The organism is Streptomyces sp. NPDC059092, from assembly GCF_042756365.1.
Taxonomy (GTDB): Bacteria; Actinomycetota; Actinomycetes; order Streptomycetales; family Streptomycetaceae; genus Streptomyces.
In genome coordinates this window covers 47,986-67,296 of the sequence record NZ_JBHZEJ010000046.1, presented here as the reverse complement: position 1 = coordinate 67,296, position 19,311 = coordinate 47,986, and the positions used below count along the sequence as shown (strand labels likewise).

General features: G+C 72.2%; 16 protein-coding genes and 1 pseudogene. 8 read left to right on the top strand and 9 right to left on the bottom strand.

The features are described from left to right. Positions 1 to 51 precede the first annotated feature (51 nt). Both ACFXPL_RS24560 and ACFXPL_RS24555 read right to left on the bottom strand, forming a co-directional pair. Positions 52 to 810 (bottom strand): anti-sigma factor domain-containing protein, encoded by a 759-nt coding sequence (locus ACFXPL_RS24560; RefSeq protein ID WP_384923392.1) that lies wholly within the window; start codon positions 808 to 810, stop codon positions 52 to 54. Beyond that, the gene (locus tag ACFXPL_RS24555) at positions 807 to 1,391 is read right to left on the bottom strand and encodes a sigma-70 family RNA polymerase sigma factor (RefSeq protein WP_384923389.1); all 585 of its coding nucleotides are present in this window, start codon (positions 1,389 to 1,391) and stop codon (positions 807 to 809) included. Before ACFXPL_RS24555 ends, ACFXPL_RS24560 begins: the two co-directional genes overlap by 4 nt. Positions 1,392 to 1,510: 119 nt before the next feature. Here ACFXPL_RS24555 and ACFXPL_RS24550 point away from each other — a divergent pair. Further along, positions 1,511 to 2,008 (top strand): annotated as a pseudogene (locus ACFXPL_RS24550) (ABC transporter permease); the annotation flags it as partial. Positions 2,009 to 2,116: 108 nt separating this feature from the next. Here the strand turns inward: ACFXPL_RS24550 and ACFXPL_RS24545 are convergent. Both ACFXPL_RS24545 and ACFXPL_RS24540 read right to left on the bottom strand, forming a co-directional pair. Next, positions 2,117 to 2,965 carry a siderophore-interacting protein gene (locus ACFXPL_RS24545; RefSeq protein ID WP_384923386.1) on the bottom strand — a complete coding sequence of 283 codons (849 nt, stop codon included), beginning with the start codon at positions 2,963 to 2,965 and terminating at the stop codon, positions 2,117 to 2,119. Positions 2,966 to 3,017: 52 nt separating this feature from the next. After that, the gene (locus ACFXPL_RS24540) at positions 3,018 to 3,923 is read right to left on the bottom strand and encodes a 5'-3' exonuclease H3TH domain-containing protein (protein WP_384923407.1); all 906 of its coding nucleotides are present in this window, start codon (positions 3,921 to 3,923) and stop codon (positions 3,018 to 3,020) included. 304 nt (positions 3,924 to 4,227) lie between these two features. Between ACFXPL_RS24540 and ACFXPL_RS24535 the strand changes: the two genes are divergently transcribed. The 3 genes from ACFXPL_RS24535 to ACFXPL_RS24525 all read left to right on the top strand — a co-directional run bounded on the left by ACFXPL_RS24535 (position 4,228) and on the right by ACFXPL_RS24525 (position 8,716). Next, positions 4,228 to 5,391: a glycine betaine/L-proline ABC transporter ATP-binding protein gene (locus ACFXPL_RS24535; protein ID WP_384923383.1), complete on the top strand. Its 1,164-nt coding sequence runs from the start codon at positions 4,228 to 4,230 to the stop codon at positions 5,389 to 5,391. Next, positions 5,384 to 8,005 (top strand): ABC transporter permease/substrate binding protein, encoded by a 2,622-nt coding sequence (locus ACFXPL_RS24530; RefSeq protein WP_384923380.1) that lies wholly within the window; start codon positions 5,384 to 5,386, stop codon positions 8,003 to 8,005. Before ACFXPL_RS24535 ends, ACFXPL_RS24530 begins: the two co-directional genes overlap by 8 nt. A 165-nt stretch (positions 8,006 to 8,170) precedes the next feature. Then, on the top strand, positions 8,171 to 8,716 hold the full coding sequence (locus ACFXPL_RS24525) for a helix-turn-helix domain-containing protein (RefSeq protein ID WP_329824457.1): 546 nt from the start codon (positions 8,171 to 8,173) through the stop codon (positions 8,714 to 8,716). A 22-nt stretch (positions 8,717 to 8,738) separates the two neighbouring features. Here the strand turns inward: ACFXPL_RS24525 and ACFXPL_RS24520 are convergent, their stop codons facing one another. After that, positions 8,739 to 9,905, bottom strand: coding sequence for a TDT family transporter (locus ACFXPL_RS24520; RefSeq protein WP_384923377.1), 1,167 nt, complete (start codon positions 9,903 to 9,905; stop codon positions 8,739 to 8,741). 70 nt (positions 9,906 to 9,975) lie between these two features. Between ACFXPL_RS24520 and ACFXPL_RS24515 the strand changes: the two genes are divergently transcribed. Beyond that, complete coding sequence (locus ACFXPL_RS24515) at positions 9,976 to 10,923, top strand: LysR family transcriptional regulator (protein WP_384923374.1); 948 nt, start codon at positions 9,976 to 9,978, stop codon at positions 10,921 to 10,923. Here ACFXPL_RS24515 and ACFXPL_RS24510 read toward each other — a convergent pair. From ACFXPL_RS24510 to ACFXPL_RS24500, 3 genes are all read right to left on the bottom strand, one after another. Further along, positions 10,879 to 11,673, bottom strand: coding sequence for a gamma-glutamyl-gamma-aminobutyrate hydrolase family protein (locus ACFXPL_RS24510; protein WP_384923371.1), 795 nt, complete (start codon positions 11,671 to 11,673; stop codon positions 10,879 to 10,881). The two genes, ACFXPL_RS24515 and ACFXPL_RS24510, sit on opposite strands and share 45 nt — an antisense overlap. A gap of 91 nt (positions 11,674 to 11,764) precedes the next feature. Beyond that, entirely contained in the window at positions 11,765 to 13,234 is a 1,470-nt protein-coding gene (eat, locus tag ACFXPL_RS24505; RefSeq protein WP_384923368.1) for an ethanolamine permease, read from the bottom strand. Positions 13,235 to 13,475: 241 nt separating this feature from the next. Continuing rightward, positions 13,476 to 14,219, bottom strand: coding sequence for a FadR/GntR family transcriptional regulator (locus tag ACFXPL_RS24500; RefSeq protein ID WP_384923404.1), 744 nt, complete (start codon positions 14,217 to 14,219; stop codon positions 13,476 to 13,478). 87 nt (positions 14,220 to 14,306) lie between these two features. Between ACFXPL_RS24500 and ACFXPL_RS24495 the strand changes: the two genes are divergently transcribed. From ACFXPL_RS24495 to ACFXPL_RS24485, 3 genes are read left to right on the top strand one after another with little or no spacing between them, the layout of a single operon-like run. Beyond that, positions 14,307 to 15,671: a glutamine synthetase family protein gene (locus ACFXPL_RS24495; RefSeq protein WP_384923365.1), complete on the top strand. Its 1,365-nt coding sequence runs from the start codon at positions 14,307 to 14,309 to the stop codon at positions 15,669 to 15,671. Positions 15,672 to 15,684: 13 nt separating this feature from the next. Then, the gene (locus ACFXPL_RS24490; RefSeq protein WP_384923362.1) at positions 15,685 to 17,073 is read left to right on the top strand and encodes an aldehyde dehydrogenase family protein; all 1,389 of its coding nucleotides are present in this window, start codon (positions 15,685 to 15,687) and stop codon (positions 17,071 to 17,073) included. Positions 17,074 to 17,078: 5 nt separating this feature from the next. Then, positions 17,079 to 17,870, top strand: a complete 792-nt coding sequence (locus tag ACFXPL_RS24485; RefSeq protein WP_384923359.1) for a 3-oxoacyl-ACP reductase — start codon at positions 17,079 to 17,081, stop codon at positions 17,868 to 17,870. A gap of 70 nt (positions 17,871 to 17,940) precedes the next feature. On the opposite strand, the gene ACFXPL_RS24480 is transcribed toward ACFXPL_RS24485, so the two are convergent. Continuing rightward, entirely contained in the window at positions 17,941 to 19,155 is a 1,215-nt protein-coding gene (locus tag ACFXPL_RS24480; RefSeq protein WP_384923356.1) for an amino acid deaminase/aldolase, read from the bottom strand. Positions 19,156 to 19,311 lie beyond the last annotated feature (156 nt).

The window sequence follows — 19,311 nt, the reverse complement described above, 5'->3', positions numbered from 1 at the left end:
GGGGGGGGCCCCCCCCCCCCCGGGGGCCCCCCCCCCCACGGCCCGTGGCCCTCAAGCGGCCGGGAAGTTCATCAGCGCCAGCGGCGTGGAGGTGGGCTGCTCCGAGCCGCCCGCCGGTTCCACCGTGATGCCCATGCCGGACGCCCCGTCCACCGGTCCTTCCATCAGCACGGAGGCGGAGCCGGCCGCGGAGTTCAGCAGCCCCGCGGCACGCATCGTGCCGCCGTCGTCGTACCAGAGTTCGTAGACCTTGCCGCTTGGCGCCTTCGGCAGCCCCGAGGCGACGAACGCCGCCCGGTCCTTGGAGCGGGAGACGATCACACTCCCCGTCGCGCCGTTCGTCAGGCCGCCCGTGGCGACCCGGGCGTCCGGGGCCGCGAGCACGGTGGCCAGCTCCTCGGAGTGCCGCTGCGCCGCCCGCGCCTCCTGGCGCGCGTCCCGTGCCTCCTGGTTCTGCCAGACCGCGACCCCGCCGAGCCCCGCCGCGGCGGCCAGGCACGCGGCCAGGGCGAAGCGGGAGAGCGCGCGGCCACGGCCGGCGCCGCCGCCGGACCGGGCCTGGTGAGGGGTCACCTTCGGCGGGTCCTGGCGCTCGGTGGCGATCCGCCGGAGCACCTGCTCCTTGAGCGCGGGCGGCGGGGTCACGGCCACGGCCCGGCCCAGCCGGGCGGCCGTCGCCGCGAGTTCCCGTACCTCCACGGAGCACGCGTGGCATGCCTCCAGGTGACGTTCGAACTCGGCGCGCTCCCTCGGGTCCAAGGCGTGCAGCGCGTACGCGCCGGTCAGCGTGTGGAGATCCGCAGTGGTCATGCGTTCACCCCCAGGCAGTCGCGCAGCCGGATGAGTCCGTCGCGCAATCGGGTCTTGACCGTGCCCAGCGGGACCGAGAGCAACTCGGCGACTTCCCGGTAGGCCAGGCCCTGGTAGTACGCCAGTGTGACGGACTGGCGCTGGAGTTCGGTGAGAGTTCGCAGACAGCGACGCACCTGCTCACGTTCGAGACTGGCCTCCACCTGCTCGGTGACCTCGTCGAAGGCGGGCGTACGGTCGAGCAGCGCGGCCCGGTGCTCCCGGTCGCTGGACGCCTGGGCCGAGCGCACCCGGTCCACCGCGCGCCGGTGCGCGAGGGTCAGCACCCAGGTCATGGCGCTGCCGCGGGACGGCCGGAAACGGGTGGCGGTCCGCCAGACCTCCAGCAGGACCTCCTGAGCCACCTCCTCCGACTGGGCCGGATCGCGCAGCACACTGCGCACCAGGCCCAGCACGGGACCGCAGACCTGGTCGTACACCCGGGAGAACGCCTCCTGGTCGCCCCTGGCGACCTGGCCCAGCAATTCCTGAAGATCGGGTCCCGCCGAAGCGGGGCCGCCGATGTGTACGGCTTCTTTCACGCGGCTCTCCTCCAGGGTGCGCACATGCGTTCAAGCTTCCATTCCTGCTGGGCGGTGAGTGGTCCGAACAGACTCCCGCATGATTCGGAGCCGGGGCGCCCCCGGATTGGTCCGTTCCCACCCGTTCCCGCCTGCTGACCACCCCGGTCAGCCGCAGCGCCCTGATGAACACCAACGTCGTGCGGAACGGCAACGGCACGGCCGTCGAGTCCGTGACCATCGTGCTGCTGGGCGGCGCCACCTGCTCGGGCGGCCTGGGCGGACCGCTCATCCTGATCGTCGCGTCGGTCCTGCCGGGCACGGTCTTCGGAGCGCTCTCCAACGCCCTGGGCATCCTGGTGCGCCGGCGCGAGTCGATCATCGGCGTCAACACCGTCCTGCTGCTGCCGCCGACGTCCCTCTCCTCGGCGTTCACGGCTCCGGCGCGGATGCCGTCCTGGATGGCGCGGACCGCGGACTCCAACCCGGTCAACCGGGCGATGGCCGCCGGACGTTCCGCGAGGGCGGCCGACCCCGGCTGGGGGCATGTCCTGAGCCGGGGCGGCGCCCGGCCGGCCCTGGCCGCCATGGCGGTCCGGCTGCCGGCCCGCACCTTCCGCTCGTACCAGAAGTCCGTGCGGCCCGGGACGCGCGTACGAGCGGGGATACGGGGACGGCCACGGGCCCCGGTACGGGCGGGCGGCCCGTACCGGGGCCCGTGGCGGAGCGGGCGCGGTGCTCGTCGGTCAGGCGGCGGTCCGCCGCTCCTGCTCCTTCTCCACCTGCTCGTTCCACTCGCGCTTGACGGCACGCCACGCCTCGTCGGTCTGACCGAGCCGCCAGTACCCCGAGATCGACAGCCGCTCACGCGGTATGTTCCGCTCCAGCCGCAGATGGCGGCGCAGCTCCTTCACGAAGCCCGCCTCGCCGTGGACGAACGCCAGGACGTCGCCGGGCGGGAAGTCGAGCGCGCGCACGGCGGCGGTCAGCGCCTCGCCCACCGGGCGGGAACCGCGGTGCAGCCAGGTGATCCCGACCCCGTCCGGCGTCGCGATCTTCTGCTCCTCCTCGGGCCCCGAGATCTCCACGAACGCGTGCACCACGGCCCCGGCGGGCACCCTCTCCAGCGAGGCGGCGATCGCCGGCAGCGCGCTCTCGTCGCCCACCAGCAGATGCCAGTCGGCGGCCGGGTCCGGCGCGTAGAGACCGCCGGGGCCCAGCAGCCGTACCGTTTCGCCCGGCTGTGCCCGCGCGGCCCACGGGCCGGCCAGCCCCTCGTCGCCGTGGACCACGAAGTCGATGGTCAGCTCAAGGGCCGCCGGGTCCCAGGCGCGCACCGTGTACGTACGGTTCGTGGGCCACCGGTCGCGCGGGAACTCCGCCCGGATCCGGTCCATGTCGAACGGCTCCGGATAGGTCACGCCCTCCGGGGTGAAGAGGACCTTGACGTAATGGTCCGTGAACTCCCCGGCCCGCACCGAGGCCAGCCCCTCGCCGCCCAGGACCACGCGCACCATGTGCGGTGTGATCCATTCGGTGCGCAGGACCTGTCCCTCATGGACCTTCGGTGCTTGGCGGGCCGGCTGTTCTGCCACGGCGGTCTCCCTCGACTCCACGACGCTTAGGCTTACCTAAGTAAGCTAACACTCACCGTGGAAGTGTGGCGAGCAGGCGTTGCAGCGCCCCGCCCAGACCCCACCGCGTGGCCAGCGCGTCGACCATGGCCGGATCGCGCGGTCCCGCGGGCAGCGCCGGGTCGAACGCGGGCAGCGGGACGTCCCCGGCGACCCGGACCACCGTGGGTGCGACCGCCACGTACTCCCGGGCGCCGTCCAGCCGCTTGCGCTGCGACGGGGTGAGCCGGGAGGCCGGGTCGTCGACCGCCGCCATGATCCCGGCGAGGTCGCCGTAGGCGTCCAGCAGCTTGGCCGCCGTCTTCTCGCCGATCCCCGGCACACCGGGCAGTCCGTCGCTCGGGTCGCCGCGCAGCAGCGCCAGATCGACGTATCCGGCGCCGTCCACCCCGTACTTCTCGCGCAGCGCCGCCTCGTCCATGAGGTGAAGCGTCCCCACGCCCTTGACCGGGTACAGCACCCGGACACCCCGGGAGTCGTCGATGAGCTGGAAGAGGTCCCGGTCGCCCGTGACGATGTCGACCGGGCCCGCGGCGCGGCCGGCGAGCGTGCCGATCACGTCGTCCGCCTCGTACCCCGCGACGCCGACGCGCGCGATGCCCAGCGCGTCGAGGACCGCCTCGATCACCGGGACCTGCGGGGCCAGCGTGTCCGGGGTCTCCTCCTCGTCAGGCCCCTCGGGGCGCTCCTGGGCCACTCGGTGCGCCTTGTACGAGGGGATCAGCTCCACCCGCCAGGCGGGCCGCCAGTCGGCGTCCATGCACGCGACCAGGTCGTCGGGGTGGTGGTCCTGGACCAGCCGGGCGATGAAGTCGAGCAGTCCGCGCACCGCGTTGACCGGCGTGCCGTCCGGGGCCCGTACGGAGTCTGGGACCCCGAAGTAGGCGCGGAAGTAGAGGGAGGCGGTGTCGAGGAGCATCAGGCGTCGTGTCACATCCCCGATGATGCCCCAGCCCACTGACAAGACGGTCAGTGCCCGACCGCCGTCGTTCCGTGACCGGACGGCCGGGCGCGAAAGGGGGTTTTGCGCCGATCTGCTTGTGATCTTGTGTGACCTGAGTCACTTAATTGTTTGCTTTGTGTAAGGACGGGCAGGCGCGGTCACGGAGCCAGCCAGAGAGCGATTTCACACATCGTCCCCGGTGGACGGACCGAATCCGTTCGCTCCACGGCCCGCCCGCGGGGGTGACGGGCCGTTTTTCCGTTCAACCCGTGAGGTGTATGTGACCAGGCTGCAAGCCGATCACCTGTACAAGGTATTCGGCAGACGACCGGACGAAGCCGTGACGAAGCTCAAGAACGGTACGGACCGTGAAGAGCTTCGCGCCGACGGTACGACCGCTGCGGTGATCGATGCCTCGTTCTCGGTCGAGCCCGGCCAGATCTTCGTGGTGATGGGTCTCTCGGGATCCGGCAAGTCCACGCTGCTGCGCATGCTCAACGGACTTCTGGAGCCCACCTCGGGCCAGGTGCTCTTCGACGGTCAGGACCTGACCGCCCTGCCCCCGGTGGAGCTGCGCCACGTCCGTTCCACCAAGATCAGCATGGTCTTCCAGCACTTCGCGCTCTTCCCGCACCGCAGCGTTCTGGAGAACGCCGGGTACGGGCTGGAGGTGCAGGGTGTGCCCCGCGCGGAGCGCGAGAAACGCGCCGCCGAGGCACTGGAGATGACCGGTCTGGGCGGCTGGGAGAAATCCTGGCCCGACGAGCTGTCGGGCGGTATGCAGCAGCGTGTCGGCCTGGCCCGCGCGCTCGCCACCGACGCCGATCTGCTGCTGATGGACGAGTCCTTCAGCGCGCTCGACCCGCTGATCCGCCGCGACATGCAGGACCAGCTCCTCGAACTCCAGAAACGGCTCAAGAAGACCATCGTGTTCATCACCCACGACCTCAACGAGGCCATGCGCCTCGGCGACCGGATCGCGGTCATGCGTGATGGGGAGATCGTCCAGCTCGGCAGCGCCGAGGACATCCTCGTCACCCCGGCCAACGACTACGTCGCCTCCTTCACCCAGGACGTCGACCGCTCCCGGGTGCTCACCGCGGGCGCCATCATGGCCGACCCGGAGACCGCCTTCGGCACCGTCACGGACGCCGGCAAGGAACTGCGCGACGCGAAGGCCGTTCTCGACGCCGCGCCCGCCACCGTCACCGAGTCCACCCCGATCATCGAGCTGTTCACCCCCTGCTCGACCAGCGGAGTGCCCGTCGCCGTCGTCGACGACGAGGGCACCCTCGTCGGTGTCGTCCCGCGCGCCCGGCTGCTCGCCGTCCTCGGCGAGCCGATGACGCCCGCCGACGCCCTCACCCCGGTCACCACGGACCAGGACGTCAAGTCCGCGGCCGTCAAGGGCACCGGCACGGACAAGGCGGTCGCCAGTGCCTAGGCTGCCCCTCGGCGACTGGGTCGACAGCGCCGTCGAGTTCCTTCAGAGCCACCTCTCCTGGCTGTTCGACGCGATCGGCTGGGTCGTCTCCCACCTGTACGACGCCATCAACGCCGTGCTCTCCGCGCCGCAGCCGCTGCTCCTCGCGGGCATATTCGCGGTCATCGCCTGGTGGATGCGGAGCCTCAGCGCCGGTCTCCTCGCCTTCGTCGGCTTCGCGCTCATCGACTCGATGGAGCTGTGGAGCGAGGCGATGGAGACGCTCTCGCTGGTGCTGGTCGCGACCATCGTGGTGCTGGCCATCGCGATGCCGCTCGGTATCTGGGCGGCGCGCTCCAAGACGGTCAGCTCGCTGATCCGGCCGGTGCTCGACCTGATGCAGACCATGCCCGCCATGGTCTACCTGATCCCCGGTGTCGTCTTCTTCGGCATCGGCGCGGTCCCCGGCATCATCGCCACGATCATCTTCGCCCTGCCGCCCGGCGTCCGCATGACCGAGCTGGGCATCCGGCAGGTCGACGCGGAGCTGGTCGAGGCCGCCGAGGCGTTCGGCACCACGCCCCGCAACACCCTGCTGCGGGTCCAGCTCCCGCTGGCCCTCCAGACGATCATGGCGGGCATCAACCAGGTCATCATGCTGGGCCTGTCCATGGTGGTCATCGCCGGCATGGTCGGCGGCGGCGGCCTCGGTGGCGCCGTCTACCGCGCGCTCGGCAACATCGACGTCGGCCTCGGCTTCGAGGCGGGCCTCTCCGTCGTGATCCTCGCCGTCTACCTGGACCGGATCACCGGCGCGCTCAGCCTCCAGGTCTCCCCGGTCGGCCGCCGCATCCTGGCCAAGGCCAAGGAGGCCAGTGGCGGCCTGAAGATCTGGCAGCACCGTCCGCAGCCCGTCGTGGCGATCGCCGGCGTGCTCGTTCTCGCGCTCGTCGCGGGCGGCATAGGCCTCTTCGGTGGCTCCTCGAAGTCCACGACGAACGAGGCGGGCAACGTCGGTCAGGGCAAGAAGATCAGCATGGGGTACATCCCCTGGGACGAGGGCATCGCCTCCACCTTCCTCTGGAAGGAACTGCTGGAACAGCGCGGCTACGAGGTCGACGCACGGCAGTACGAGGCGGGATCGCTCTACACCGGCCAGGCCAACGGCCAGATCGACATCCAGACCGACTCCTGGCTGCCGGTCACCCACGCCTCGTACTGGGCCAAGTACAAGGACGACCTGGAGGACATGGGGGCCTGGTACGACAAGACCTCCCTGGAGATCTCCGTTCCCTCGTACGTGAAGGGCGTCAACTCCCTGGCGGACCTGAAGGGAAAGAGCTCCACCTTCAAGGGCCGCATCATCGGCATCGAGCCCAGCGCGGGCGAGATGGGCCTCCTGAAGGACAAGGTCCTCAAGGCGTACGGCCTCGACAAGGAGTACAAGCTCGTCGACGGCTCCACCTCCGGCATGCTCGCCGAGCTGAAGCGCGCGTACGCCAAGAAGGAGCCCGTCGCCGTGGTGCTCTGGTCGCCGCACTGGGCGTACGACACCTACGACCTCACCAAGCTGGCCGACCCGAAGAAGGCGTTCGGCGCGGAGAGCGACGGCGTCCACACCCTGGCGCGCAAGGGCTTCTCCCAGGACAACCCGCAGGTCGGCTCCTGGATGAAGAACTTCAAGATGGACGAGAAGCAGCTCACCAGCCTGGAGGCCGAGATCCAGAAGGCCGGCCAGGGCAAGGAGCAGGAAGCCGTACGGACCTGGCTCAAGGCCAATCCGGGCCTCGCCGACAAGTGGACCCCGGTCGGGAAGAAGACGGGTGCGTCCGGCTCGGGCGAGACCGAGCGCGCCCTGAACGTCGCGTGGTTCCCCTGGGAGGAGGACATCGCCGCCACGTACCTGTGGAAGGCGGTCCTGGAGGAGCGCGGCTACAAGGTAAACCTGAAGCAGTTCGAACTCGGCCCGATGTACGAGGCGATGTCCCGGGGCCAGATCGACGTCCAGTTCGACGCCTGGCTGCCGAACGCGCAGAAACGCTACTGGGACAAGTACAAGAACGACCTCACCCAGCTCGGGTCCTGGTACGGCCCCACCACCCGTGAGGTCGCCGTCCCCTCGTACGTCAAGGGCGTCGAGTCCCTGGACGACCTGAAGGGCCGCGGGGACGATTTCAAGGGCCGGATCGTCGGGATCGAGCCCGGCACCGAGCAGATGAACGTCCTCAAGGAAAAGGTCCTGCCCGGGTACGGCCTCGGCGACGAGTACAAGGTCGTCGACAGCTCGACGCCCGGCATGCTCGCCGAGCTGAAGCGCGCGTACGCCAAGAAGGAGCCGATCGCGGTCTCGCTGTGGAGCCCGCACTGGGCCTACAAGGAGTACGAGCTGACCAAGCTCAAGGACCCGAAGAAGGCCTTCGGTGACGGTGACCGGCTCACCACCGTCGCGCACAAGAGCTTCACCGGGAACTATCCGCAGCTCACGAAGTGGTTCAAGGACTTCAAGCTGAGCGAGGAGCAGCTCTCCGGCCTGGAGAACGAGATCCAGAAGGCCGGTACGGGCCACGAGGAGGAAGCCGTGAAGACCTGGATGGGTGAGAATCCGGGCATCGCGGACAAGATGGCCCCGGTGTAGCCGGAAGTCATCACCGAGGTTGACCCGGAAGGGTGGGTGTCGCGCTTTGCGCTACCCACCCTTCCGGCGTTTCCGTTCCGTCCCTGCCGCGCGCATCATGGAGGACAGCTCTTGTAGGGCCGTCAACTCTGAGAGGATGACGATCCGGTCGGGAGGGAGCCAGTCATGGACGACAAGGAAGCGCTCAGGGTGGGCGCCGCCGTCCGCAGGCGGCGCAGGTCCCTCGGCCTGACCCTGGCGGCGGTCGCGGGCCGCAGCGGGCTGTCCGTGCCCTTCCTCAGCCAGATCGAGAACGAACGGGCCAGGCCGAGCACCCGCTCGCTCGACCGGGTCGCCGAGGCCCTGGAGACCACCCCCGCGCAGCTCCACGCCGCCGCCGACTCCGCCCGTACGGTCGATGTCGTCCGGGCGGCGGAGCCGGGCCCCGGCGTACGGCGCGTGGTGCGCGGCGGGCACCAGCTCAACGCCAAGGAGTTCACCGGCGAGCAGGACACGGGCCGGGAGTACATGCACCGTAACGACGAGGTGATGTACATCGCCGACGGCGCCGCCGAGGTGGAGGCGGAGGGCCGGGCCTACCGGCTGGAGCGTGGCGACACGCTGTACCTCTCCGGTGGCGTACGGCACCGGTGGCGCGCCACCGAGCCCGGCACCCGCATCCTGGTCGTCGCGGTCGCCGAGGACGTCGACGCCACCTTCGACCGGCGCTGACGCCCCGGACGGCGGTACGGGGTCACCCGGCGCGCACCGGCTCCGGCGCGGGCGTCCGGGGCGCCCCCGGCAGGGAGCCGCCGAGCAGCCCGCGCAGCGTGCACCACGCCGCGACCGCCCAGGCCGTCACCAGCAGCGCGAACAGTGCCACAGCCAGCCACGAGAACGCCGCCAGCCCCGTGTGCCGCGCCAGCCCCGCCGCCCCCGTCACACAGGTGCCGACCGGGAAGGTGAAGGCCCACCACGTCATCGTGAACCGCATCCCGCGCCGGGCGGCCCGCACCACCAGCGCCGCCGCGAGCGCCAGCCACAGCAGCGCGAACCCCATCACCGGCACCCCGTAGACCACGGCGAACGCGGACAGGGCGCCCGTGTACGGGGCTCCGGCCACCGAGGGCGCCACGTCGGCGAGCCGGCCCACGGCGGTGGTCGACTGACCCAGCGGCCCGAGCACCAGGAACAGCGCAGGGGTCAGCGCGAGCGGCAGCGGACCGTGCGCCACCAGACGGGCGAAGACGAGCGGCAGCATCAGCAGCGTGGCCAGCAGACTCAGCCCGAACAGCGCGTAACAGCCGAGCAGCAGCGCCGCACGCCCCTGGCCGGCGGGGAGGTACGGCACCAGGGAGGGGCCCACCGCCGCCGAGACCATCGGGGCGACCAGCGGCAGCAGCCACACCGGCGACGCGTCTCCGGGCGCCGGACGGTGCCGTACGACCATCAGGTACGGGATGCCCACCGCGACGGCGAGACCGAGCAGCGTCCCCGCGCCGAACAGCACCGCGTCCACGGCGAGGGCCGCCCGCTCGCCCAGCACGTCGCGGCCCACGGTGAGCGTCGCGGCGCCGACGGCCAGCAGCGCCATCGCGAGACAGCCGTGGAACGGCGCCACGGCCGGGTCGAGGAGGTGGGCGCGCCCCTGGTCGCGGTGGTGCAGCCAGTGCCCGGCGCGGGCCGTCAGGACGGCGGCGAGCGCGACCGCCGACAGCGCCCACATCGCCACCCACACCGCGCGTAGCCCCGGTGGGGCCGACGGGAGGGCGGCGCCCGCGGTCGCGACGATCGCCGTGCCCATCACCGTCGCGTACCAGTTGGGCCCCACCTGGCGCAGCGCGGGGCGCCGGGGAGCAGGACGGACACCGGGGACGGCAGGGACGGGGGCGGTAGGGACGAGGTGTGCGAGGACGGCCATGCGCCCAGCGTCCCGCCCGGCCACGGCCCCCACCAGCCCCGCTCTCCCTATGAGGTCATAAGCTGGACTTATGTCCGAAGATCCGCTCGCCGCGCCGCTCTCGCACCGGGTGCCCGACCTCGGCGCGCTGGAGCTGCTGCTGGCCGTCGCCCGGCTGGGCAGCCTCGGCCGGGCCGCCCGGGAGACCGGGATCAGCCAGCCCGCCGCGAGCAGCCGGATCCGGGCGATGGAGCGGCAGCTCGGGGTGGCGCTGGTGGACCGCTCGCCGCGCGGTTCGCGGCTGACCGACGCGGGCACCCTGGTCACCGACTGGGCCCGGCGGGTCGTGGAGGCCGCCGAGGCCTTCGACGCGGGCGCGCAGGCGCTGCGGGGCCGCAGGGACTCCCGGCTGCGCGTCGCGGCCAGTATGACGATCGCCGAGTATCTGCTGCCGCGCTGGCTGATCACGCTGCGCCGGGCGCGTCCGGACACCGCCGTCTCGCTGCACGCGGGCAACTCCGTCGCCGTCGCCGAGCGGCTGCTCAGCCATGAGGCGGACCTGGGCTTCGTGGAGGGGCTGGCCACGCCCGAGGGGCTGGACTCCGCGGTCATCGGCCATGACCGGCTGCTGGTGGTCACGGCTCCCGGCCATCCGTGGGCCCGCCGCCGTACCCCGCTCGACGCGGCCGAGCTGGCCGGGACGCCGCTGATCCTGCGGGAGCCGGGCTCCGGTACCCGCCAGGTGCTGGACGCCGGGCTGAGCGCGTACGGGGGCCCGGCCCGGCCCCTGCTCGAACTGGCGTCCACCACCGCGCTGAAGGCCGCCGCCGTCAGCGGGGAGGGCCCCTGCGTGCTGAGCGAACTGGCGGTCGGCGAGGAGCTGGCCGCGGGCCGGCTGGTGCGGGTCCCGGTGGCGGGCGTACGGCTCCGGCGTGACCTGCGGGCGGTCTGGCCGGCCGGTGCCCGCCCGGCCGGCCCCGCGCGCGACCTGCTGTCACTGACGCGCGGCGCCGTCCAGCCTCCGCCCGACCGGCTCTGAGGCGGCGCCGGGCGTGGCTGCCCGGTCGGAGGCGGCCCGGTCGGAGGCGGCGCGGGCCGTGGCTGCCCGGACCGTGGCGGCCCGTACCAGCCAGGACATCACGCGGGTGTCCTCGCCCATCTCGGGGTGCCACTGGACGCCCAGCACCGGCCGCGGATCCGGCAGTTCGACGGCCTCGACCGTGCCGTCGGCGGCGAACGCCGAGACGGTCAGCCCCGTACCGAGCCGGTCCACCGTCTGGTGGTGGTGCGTCGGTACGGCGAACTCCTCCGGCACCAGTTCACCGTAACGGGTGCACGGCACCGGCTTCACCGCGTGACTGCCGAAGGAGCCGACGACCGGGGAGCTGTGCCCGTCCACGTGCTGCACGAGCGTGCCGCCCAGCGCCACGTTGAGGAGCTGCATGCCCCGGCAGATCCCCAGCAGCGGGGTGCCGGAGGCCAGCGCCGCCCCGATCAGGGCCAGCTCCCACGCGTCCCGCTCCAGGGCGGGCGGCCCGGTGCGGGGGTCGGCCGTGGCCCCGTACCGGGCGGGCTCCACATCGGGTCCGCCCGCGATCACCACTCCGTCGAGCCGGGCCACCACCGCCGCCGCCGCGTCCGGGTCGTCCGGCGGGAGCATCACGGCCGTACCGCCGGAGCGCTGGACGAGCCGGGGGTAGCCGGCGGGCAGCAGCGCCGCGGGCAACTCCCAGACGCCCCAGGCGGTGGACTCCTCCAGATAGGTGCTGATGCCGATGAGCGGCTTCACTGTGCCTCCGTGCGGGTGGTTCGTGTGCGGGTGCTGGTACGGGAGTGCGGGTGGTGCTGGTACGGGTGGTACGCGTACGGGCCGGGCCTCGTCAGTCGCGTGCGAGTTCGGCCTCGGCGGCGGCGAGCGCCGCGAACTCCTCCTCGGGGGCCGCCGCGACCAGCCGGTGCCGACTGTAGAAGGTGAAGTAGGCGAGAGCGACGGCATAGACGCCCAGCGCGATGAACGCGGCGTCCTTGTCGACCAGGAAGGTCGCCACCAGCGCGGAGAGCGCGAGCACGAAGGCGACGCCCGAGGTCAGCATCCCGCCGGGGGTCCGGTACGGGCGCGGCAGACCGGGCTCCCGGCGGCGCAGCACGAGGTGCGAGAGGGCCATCAGGGCGTACGAGATGGTGGCGCCGAACACCGCCACGTTGAGCATCCGCCCGCCGTCGCCGGTGGACGCCGCGAGCGCGAAGCCGATCGCGCCGGGGATGAGCAGACCCGGATAGGGGGCTTTGCGGCCGCTGGTGAGGGAGAGGAATCGCGGCAGGTAGCCGGCGCGGGAGAGGGCGAAGAGCTGCCGGGACCCGGCGTAGATGAGCGAGAAGAAGGAGGCGACGAGACCGGCGAGGCCCGCGTAGTTCACGAACCGGCTGAGGGGGGTCGGGTCGCCGTCCCCCTGGAGCGCGACCACCAGCGGGTTGCCCGCCTCCTGGATGGCCGCCGACCCCCGGGCGCCCGTCGCGGCGAAGAAGGTGAGCAGGGCGAGGAGCACCAGCACCCCCATGGAGATCGACAGCGCCTTGGGCATCGAACGCACCGGGTCCTTGGCCTCCTCGGCGGCCAGCGGTACCCCCTCGACGCCCAGGAAGAACCACATGCCGAACGGGAAGGCCGCCCAGATGCCCAGCACGCCGTACGGCAGCCAGGAGGTGGAGCCGAACGCGTCCGGGTCGGCGGGGATGTCGTTGAGGCCGGCGGCGTCGAACTCGGTGAACGCGCCGACCGCGAAGATCAGCAGCGCCGCCACGGCGACGGCGGTCACGACCAGGCTGAAGCGCAGCGCCTCGCCGACGCCCCAGAGATGGATCCCGATGAAGATCACGAAGCAGGCCAGATAGACCGGCCAGCCGGCCGTCAGACCGAAGAGGTGGAGGGACTCGACATACTCGCCGATGAAGATGGAGATCGCGGCCGGCGCCAGGATGTACTCGATCAGGATGGCCGTACCGGTGAGAAAGCCGCCCCAGGTGCCCAGCGCGCGCCGGGCGAACCCGTAACCGCCGCCAGCCGTGGGCAGGATGGCGGACAGTTCGGCGAGCGAGAAGACCAGACAGGCGTACATCACGCCCATGAGGAGGGTGGCGATGGCCAGACCGCCGAAGCCGCCCTCGGAGAGGCCGATGTTCCATCCGGAGAAGTCCCCGGAGACGACGTAGGCGACGCCCAGGCCGGTGAGCAGCAGCCAGCCCGCGCTGCCCCGGCGCAGGGCGCGCCGCTTGAGGTAGTCGGCCGCCGGGGGAGCGGCGCCGTCCGCCACGGTGGCCGGTGGGGTGCGCGAGTCCGTGCCTTCGGACATGATCGGCTCCTGCCTCGGGGTAATGGTGTGGGGCCATACCATTGCTGCCGCGACGACCGCGCGCAAGGCCCGTGCGTTAAACGGCTGTTACGGATCGGCGTCACGTCAGGGATCGGCGTCACCGCGGTTCCGTGTCGCCGCGGTTCCGTGTCACGGCGAGCCGGCGTCGCGGCGGGCCGGGCCGCGACCGCGGCCGGCCCCGGCGGGCCGGGCCGCGACCGCGGCCGGCCCCGGCGGGCCCTCAGGCCAGGAAGCCCCGCAGCAGCGCCGCCGTACCGCCGCAGTGCTCGCGCGCGATCTCGCGCGCCCCGTCCGCGTCCCCGTCCAGCACCGCCCCGACCAGGGCCGTGTGCTGCCGCTGCGAGTGCTCCAGATTCCGTACGAGCAGCGGGATGCAGTCCAGCAGATCGTTCACCCCCGCCCGCACGGCCGCGTACTGCGCGGTCAGCGTGGCGGACCCGGACAGCTCGGCGAGCGTGAGATGCAGCAGCGTGTCCAGCCTGCGGTACTCCGCGAGCGGCGCCTCGTGCGTCGCGGCCAGCGCCGCACGCAGCCGCTCCGCCTGCTCGCCGGTCAGCCCGTGCGCCGCGCACAGCCCCGCCGCGCCGACCTCCAGCACCTCGCGGAAGCGCAGCACGTCCTCGATGTCCACGCCCGCCACCCGCCGCCGCAGCTCCTCCTCGGCGCCCAGCGCGGGCGCGTCGGGGCGGGGTCGTACGAACGTGCCGCCGTACCGGCCGCGCCGGCTCTCCAGCAGCCCCTGGTCCTGGAGGACCCTGAGCACCTCGCGCAGGGTGACCCGGCTGATCCCCAGCCGCTCCGCCAGCTCCCGCTCGGCGGGCAGCCGCTCCCCGGCCGCGACCAGCCCCAGCCTGACGACCTGGAGGATCTGCTCCAACGCCTCCTCGAAGCCGTTCCCGGCCCGCACGGGCCGCAGTACCGGAGTGAGCGGGTCCGTGTCGGGCGGGTCCATCGGCTCGTTCATCCTCGCCACGTCGCCGTTGCCCCTTCCCAACCAAAGGTCTTCAGGCATACCTTATGCCTTCCGGCTGACCGAAGGAGGAGCAATCCCGTGGCAGACCGCACACCCCCGCTCTCCGTCGAGGAACTGCGCGTCCTCGTCGAGAGCGGCGAGATCGACACAGTTGTCCTGGCCTTCCCGGACATGCAGGGCCGGCTCCAGGGCAAGCGGTTCGCCGCGCCCTTCTTCCTCGACGACGTCCTGGAACACGGCACGGAGGGCTGCAACTACCTCCTCGCCGTCGACACCGACATGAACACCGTCGACGGATACGCGATGTCCTCCTGGGAAAGCGGCTACGGCGACTTCGCCATGCGCCCCGACCTCTCCACCCTGCGCCGCGTCCCCTGGAACGAGGGCACGGCGATGCTCGTCGCCGACCTCGCCTGGCACGACGGCTCCCCCGTCGTCGCCGCGCCCCGCCAGATCCTCCGCCGCCAGCTGGAACGCCTCGCCGGCCACGGCTACACGGCGCACGTCGGCACGGAGCTGGAATTCATCGTCTTCAGGGACACCTTCGAAGAGGCCTGGGACAGCGGCTACCGCGGCCTGACCCCCGCCAACCAGTACAACGTCGACTACTCCGTCCTCGGCACCGGCCGCGTCGAACCCCTGCTGCGCCGGATCCGCAACGAGATGGCCGTCGCCGGACTCACCGTCGAATCGGCCAAGGGCGAGTGCAACCCCGGCCAGCACGAGATCGCCTTCAAGTACGACGAAGCCCTCGTCACCTGCGACCAGCACGCCGTCTACAAGACCGGCGCCAAGGAGATCGCCTCCCAGGAAGGCGTCTCGCTCACCTTCATGGCCAAGTTCAACGAGCGCGAAGGCAACTCCTGCCACATCCATCTCTCGCTCCAGGACGAGCACGGCACCAACGCCATGGCCGGGGACGGGCCCGGTGGCATGTCCCCCGTGATGCGCCACTTCCTGGCCGGACAGCTCGCCGCGCTGCGCGACTTCTCCCTGCTGTACGCGCCCACCGTCAACGCGTACAAACGCTTCCAGCCGGGCTCGTTCGCCCCCACCGCCGTCGCCTGGGGCTATGACAACCGCACCTGTTCGCTGCGGGTGGTCGGCCACGGCCGGTCCCTGCGCTTCGAGAACCGGCTGCCCGGCGGGGACGTCAACCCGCACCTCGCCGTCGCCGGACTCGTCGCGGCGGGGATCCACGGCATCGAGAACGAACTGGAACTCCCCGAGCCCTGCGCCGGAAACGCCTACACGGCCGAGTACCCCCACGTCCCCACCACCCTCGCGGAAGCCGCCGCGCTCTGGGAGAACAGCCCCATCGCCCGCGCCGCCTTCGGCGAGGAAGTGGTGGCGCACTACAGCAACATGGCGCGCGTCGAGGTGGATGCCTTCAACGCCGCGGTGACCGACTGGGAGCTCCGCCGCTCCTTCGAACGTCTGTGAGGAACGACCACCCGTGAGGAACGACGTGCAGGAACACCACGCCGCCGTACACCAGATCCTCAACCCCGCCACCGGGGAGACCATCGCGGCGATCGGCGCGACCACAGCCGAACAGGTCGACACGGCGGTACGGCGCGCCGCCGCCGCCCAGCGCGGATGGGCCGCCGCCGCCCCGGCCGACCGCGCCCGGCTGCTGCGCCGCTTCGCGGCCGTCGTCGACGCCCACACCGAGGAACTGGCCCGGCTGGAGGTCCGCGAAGCGGGCCACACCATCGGCAACGCCCGCTGGGAGGCGGGCAACGTCCGCGATCTCCTGGACTACAGCGCCGGGGGAGTGGAGCGGCTGACCGGCCGCCAGATCCCCGTCGCCGGCGGCCTCGACATCACCCTGCTGGAACCGCTCGGGGTGGTCGGGGTGATCGCCCCCTGGAACTTCCCCATGCCGATCGCCGCCTGGGGCACGGCCCCCGCGCTCGCCGCCGGCAACGCCGTCCTCCTCAAACCCGCCGAGACCACCCCGCTCACCGCCCTGCGACTGGCCGAACTCGCCCTGGAGGCCGGACTCCCCGAGCACCTCTTCCAGGTCCTGCCCGGAGCGGGCGCCGTCGCGGGCGACGCGCTGGTCGAACACCCCGGCGTCGCCAAGATCGTCTTCACCGGCTCCACCCGGGTCGGCCGGCGGATCCTGGCGAAGAGCGGCGCCCTGATGAAGCGCGTGACCCTCGAACTCGGCGGCAAGAGCCCCAACATCGTCTTCGCCGACTCCGATCTCGAACAGGCCGCGGCATCGGCCCCGATGGCCTTCCTCGACAACGCGGGCCAGGACTGCTGCGCCCGCACCCGCATCCTCGTCCAGCGCGACGTCCACGACCGGTTCCTCGAACTCCTCGCCTCCGCCGTCGCCTCGGTCGTCGTCGGTGACCCGGCCGACGAGAAGACCCAGATGGGCCCGCTGATCTCGGCCACACAACGGGAACGGGTCAGGGCGTACGTCCCCGACACCGCGCGGGCCCTCCGGGGCACCGCACCCGACGGTCCCGGCTTCTGGTTCCCGCCGACCGTCCTCACCGACGCGGCCCCGGACTCCGCGGTCGCCACCGAGGAGGTCTTCGGCCCCGTCGCCGTCGTCCTGCCCTTCGAGGACGAGGCCGACGCCGTCCGGCTGGCCAACGCCACCGACTACGGCCTCGCCGGATCGATCTGGACCCGGAACGTCGGCCGCGCCCTGCGCGTCTCGCGCGCCGTCGCCGCGGGCAATCTCTCCGTCAACTCCCACAGCGCCGTTCGCTACGGCACCCCCTTCGGCGGCTACAAACAGTCCGGAATCGGCCGGGAGCTGGGACCCGACGCTCTCGCCGCCTTCACCGAAACCAAGAACGTCTTCCTCAGCACGGAGGTCTGAGCGCCATGACCGACCCCACGACCGACGTCGTCTGCCGCCGCCTGGTCGGCCGGACCGCCGTCATCACCGGAGCCGCCAGCGGCATCGGTCTCGCCACCGCGCGCCGCCTCGCCTCCGAGGGCGCGCGCATCGTGTGCGGCGACATCGACGAGACCGCCGGCAAGGCCGCCGCCGAGGCGGTCGGCGGCACCTTCGTACGCGTCGACGTCACCGACGCCGAGGAGGTCGAGGCGCTGTTCCAGGCCGCCCACGACACCTACGGCAGCGTCGACATCGCCTTCAACAACGCGGGCATCTCGCCGCCCGACGACGACTCGATCCTCACCACGGGGCTGGACGCCTGGAGGCGGGTCCAGGAGGTCAACCTCACCTCGGTCTACCTCTGCTGCAAGGCCGCCCTGCCCTACATGCGCCGCCAGGGCCGCGGCTCCATCATCAACACGGCCTCCTTCGTCGCCCGGATGGGCGCGGCGACCTCGCAGATCTCGTACACCGCCTCCAAGGGCGGCGTCCTCGCCATGTCCCGCGAGCTGGGCGTGCAGTTCGCCCGCGAGGGGATCCGGGTGAACGCCCTCTGCCCGGGGCCGGTCAACACCCCGCTGCTCCAGGAGCTGTTCGCGAAGGACCCGGAGCGCGCCGCGCGCCGGCTCGTGCACATCCCGCTGGGCCGGTTCGCCGAGGCGGAGGAGATCGCTGCGGCCGTCGCCTTCCTCGCCAGCGACGACTCGTCCTTCGTGAACGCCACCGACTTCCTGGTCGACGGCGGCATCTCGGGCGCGTACGTCACCCCGCTGTAGGCCGGACCGGTCGTCCCGTTCCGCCGTACGCAGGCGGGACGGGACCGCCCGCCTCAACGGCCGTCGGAGATCAGAGGAACGTACGGCCCTCGCCCCGGTACGTGGGTACGGACGCCACCACACGGTCGCCCTCGACCAGCCGCAGGGTGTCGAACCGCTCGCACAACTCCCCGGCCTTGGCATGCCGGAACCACACCTTGTCGCCGATCAGCAGATCGTCGGCCGGCGCCCCCAGCAGCGGGGTCTGCACCTCGCCGGGCCCTTCCTGCGGGTCGTAACGCAGCCCCTCCGGGAGATACGGCACCGGCAGCCGGTCGGCGCCCGCCGCGCCCGACGCCGGGTAGCCGCCGCCCAGCACCGTCACCACGCCCACGCCCGGCCTGCGCACCACGGGCTGGGCGAACAGCGCCGCCGGACGGCCGGTGAACGAGGTGTAGTTGTCGAAGAGCCGCGGTACGTACAGGCCCGAGCCCGCCGCGATCTCCGTCACCGCGTCCTCGGCCGCCGTGTGCTGGACACTGCCCGTGCCTCCGCCGTTGACGAACTCCAGGTCGGGCGCGACGGCCCGTACGGCGCGCACCACCGCGGCGCGTCGCTCCGTCAGTTCCCGGCGCGCGACGGACTGCATCAGCCGGATCGCGCGCGAGCGCACCGGCCGGCCCGCCACGGTGTCCCCGACGCCGGCCACATGCCCCTCGTACGCCATGAGCCCGACCAGCCGGAATCCGGGGCGCCGGGCCACCGACCTGGCCAGCTCCGCCAGTTGAGCCGGCTCGCTCAGCGGGGACCGCAGCGCGCCGAGCCTGATCCGGCCACCGAGCAGCCGCAGGGCGGTGTCCAGTTCCAGACAGACCCGCACTTCCTCCCGGCCGCCTTCGCGCGCGGCGTCGATCAGGTCGAGGTGGGCCGGGTCGTCGACCATCACCGTGACCGCCGCGGCGAGCTTGGGGTCCGCGGCGAGTTCCGCGTAGCCGGCACGGTCGGCCGACGGATAGGCGAGGAGCACGTCGTCGAAGCCCGACCGGGCCAGCCACAGCGACTCCGCCAGCGTGAACGACATGATCCCCGCGAAGCCCTCCCTGCCCAGCACCCGCTCCAACAGGGCGCGGCAGCGCACCGACTTGCTCGCCACCCGGACCGGCTTGCCGCCGGCCCGCCGGACGAGGTCGCCGGCATTGGCGTCGAAGGCGTCGAGATCGACCATCGCGAGCGGCGCGTCGAGATGGGCGGTCGCCCGGTCGTACCGGGCGCGGTCGGTGGCGCGCGGGGGCGGGGACGGAGTCATGGGCCGAGCTTGCCAGACCGGATTACCGCGCGGTAGGGGGATGATCTGGGCAGATCCCCCCGGGGCTTCGCGGACGTTCCCGCGGGGTGCTCTCCAGCCCGTAGAGTGACGCACACACCGCGACGAACGGGCCTGCGCCGTACGGCCGGTAGCGGT

Excerpts from the sequence above, each read along its gene's own strand:
- ACFXPL_RS24525 (WP_329824457.1), top strand. The coding sequence starts at position 8,171 with ATGGACGACAAGGAAGCGCTCAGGGTGGGCGCCGCCGTCCGCAGGCGG.
- ACFXPL_RS24560 (WP_384923392.1), bottom strand. The coding sequence starts at position 810 with ATGACCACTGCGGATCTCCACACGCTGACCGGCGCGTACGCGCTGCAC.
- ACFXPL_RS24480 (WP_384923356.1), bottom strand. The coding sequence starts at position 19,155 with ATGACTCCGTCCCCGCCCCCGCGCGCCACCGACCGCGCCCGGTACGAC.
- ACFXPL_RS24515 (WP_384923374.1), top strand. The coding sequence starts at position 9,976 with ATGTCCGAAGATCCGCTCGCCGCGCCGCTCTCGCACCGGGTGCCCGAC.
- eat (WP_384923368.1), bottom strand. The coding sequence starts at position 13,234 with ATGTCCGAAGGCACGGACTCGCGCACCCCACCGGCCACCGTGGCGGAC.
- ACFXPL_RS24485 (WP_384923359.1), top strand. The coding sequence starts at position 17,079 with ATGACCGACCCCACGACCGACGTCGTCTGCCGCCGCCTGGTCGGCCGG.
- ACFXPL_RS24520 (WP_384923377.1), bottom strand. The coding sequence starts at position 9,905 with ATGGCCGTCCTCGCACACCTCGTCCCTACCGCCCCCGTCCCTGCCGTC.
- ACFXPL_RS24500 (WP_384923404.1), bottom strand. The coding sequence starts at position 14,219 with ATGAACGAGCCGATGGACCCGCCCGACACGGACCCGCTCACTCCGGTA.
- ACFXPL_RS24540 (WP_384923407.1), bottom strand. The coding sequence starts at position 3,923 with ATGCTCCTCGACACCGCCTCCCTCTACTTCCGCGCCTACTTCGGGGTC.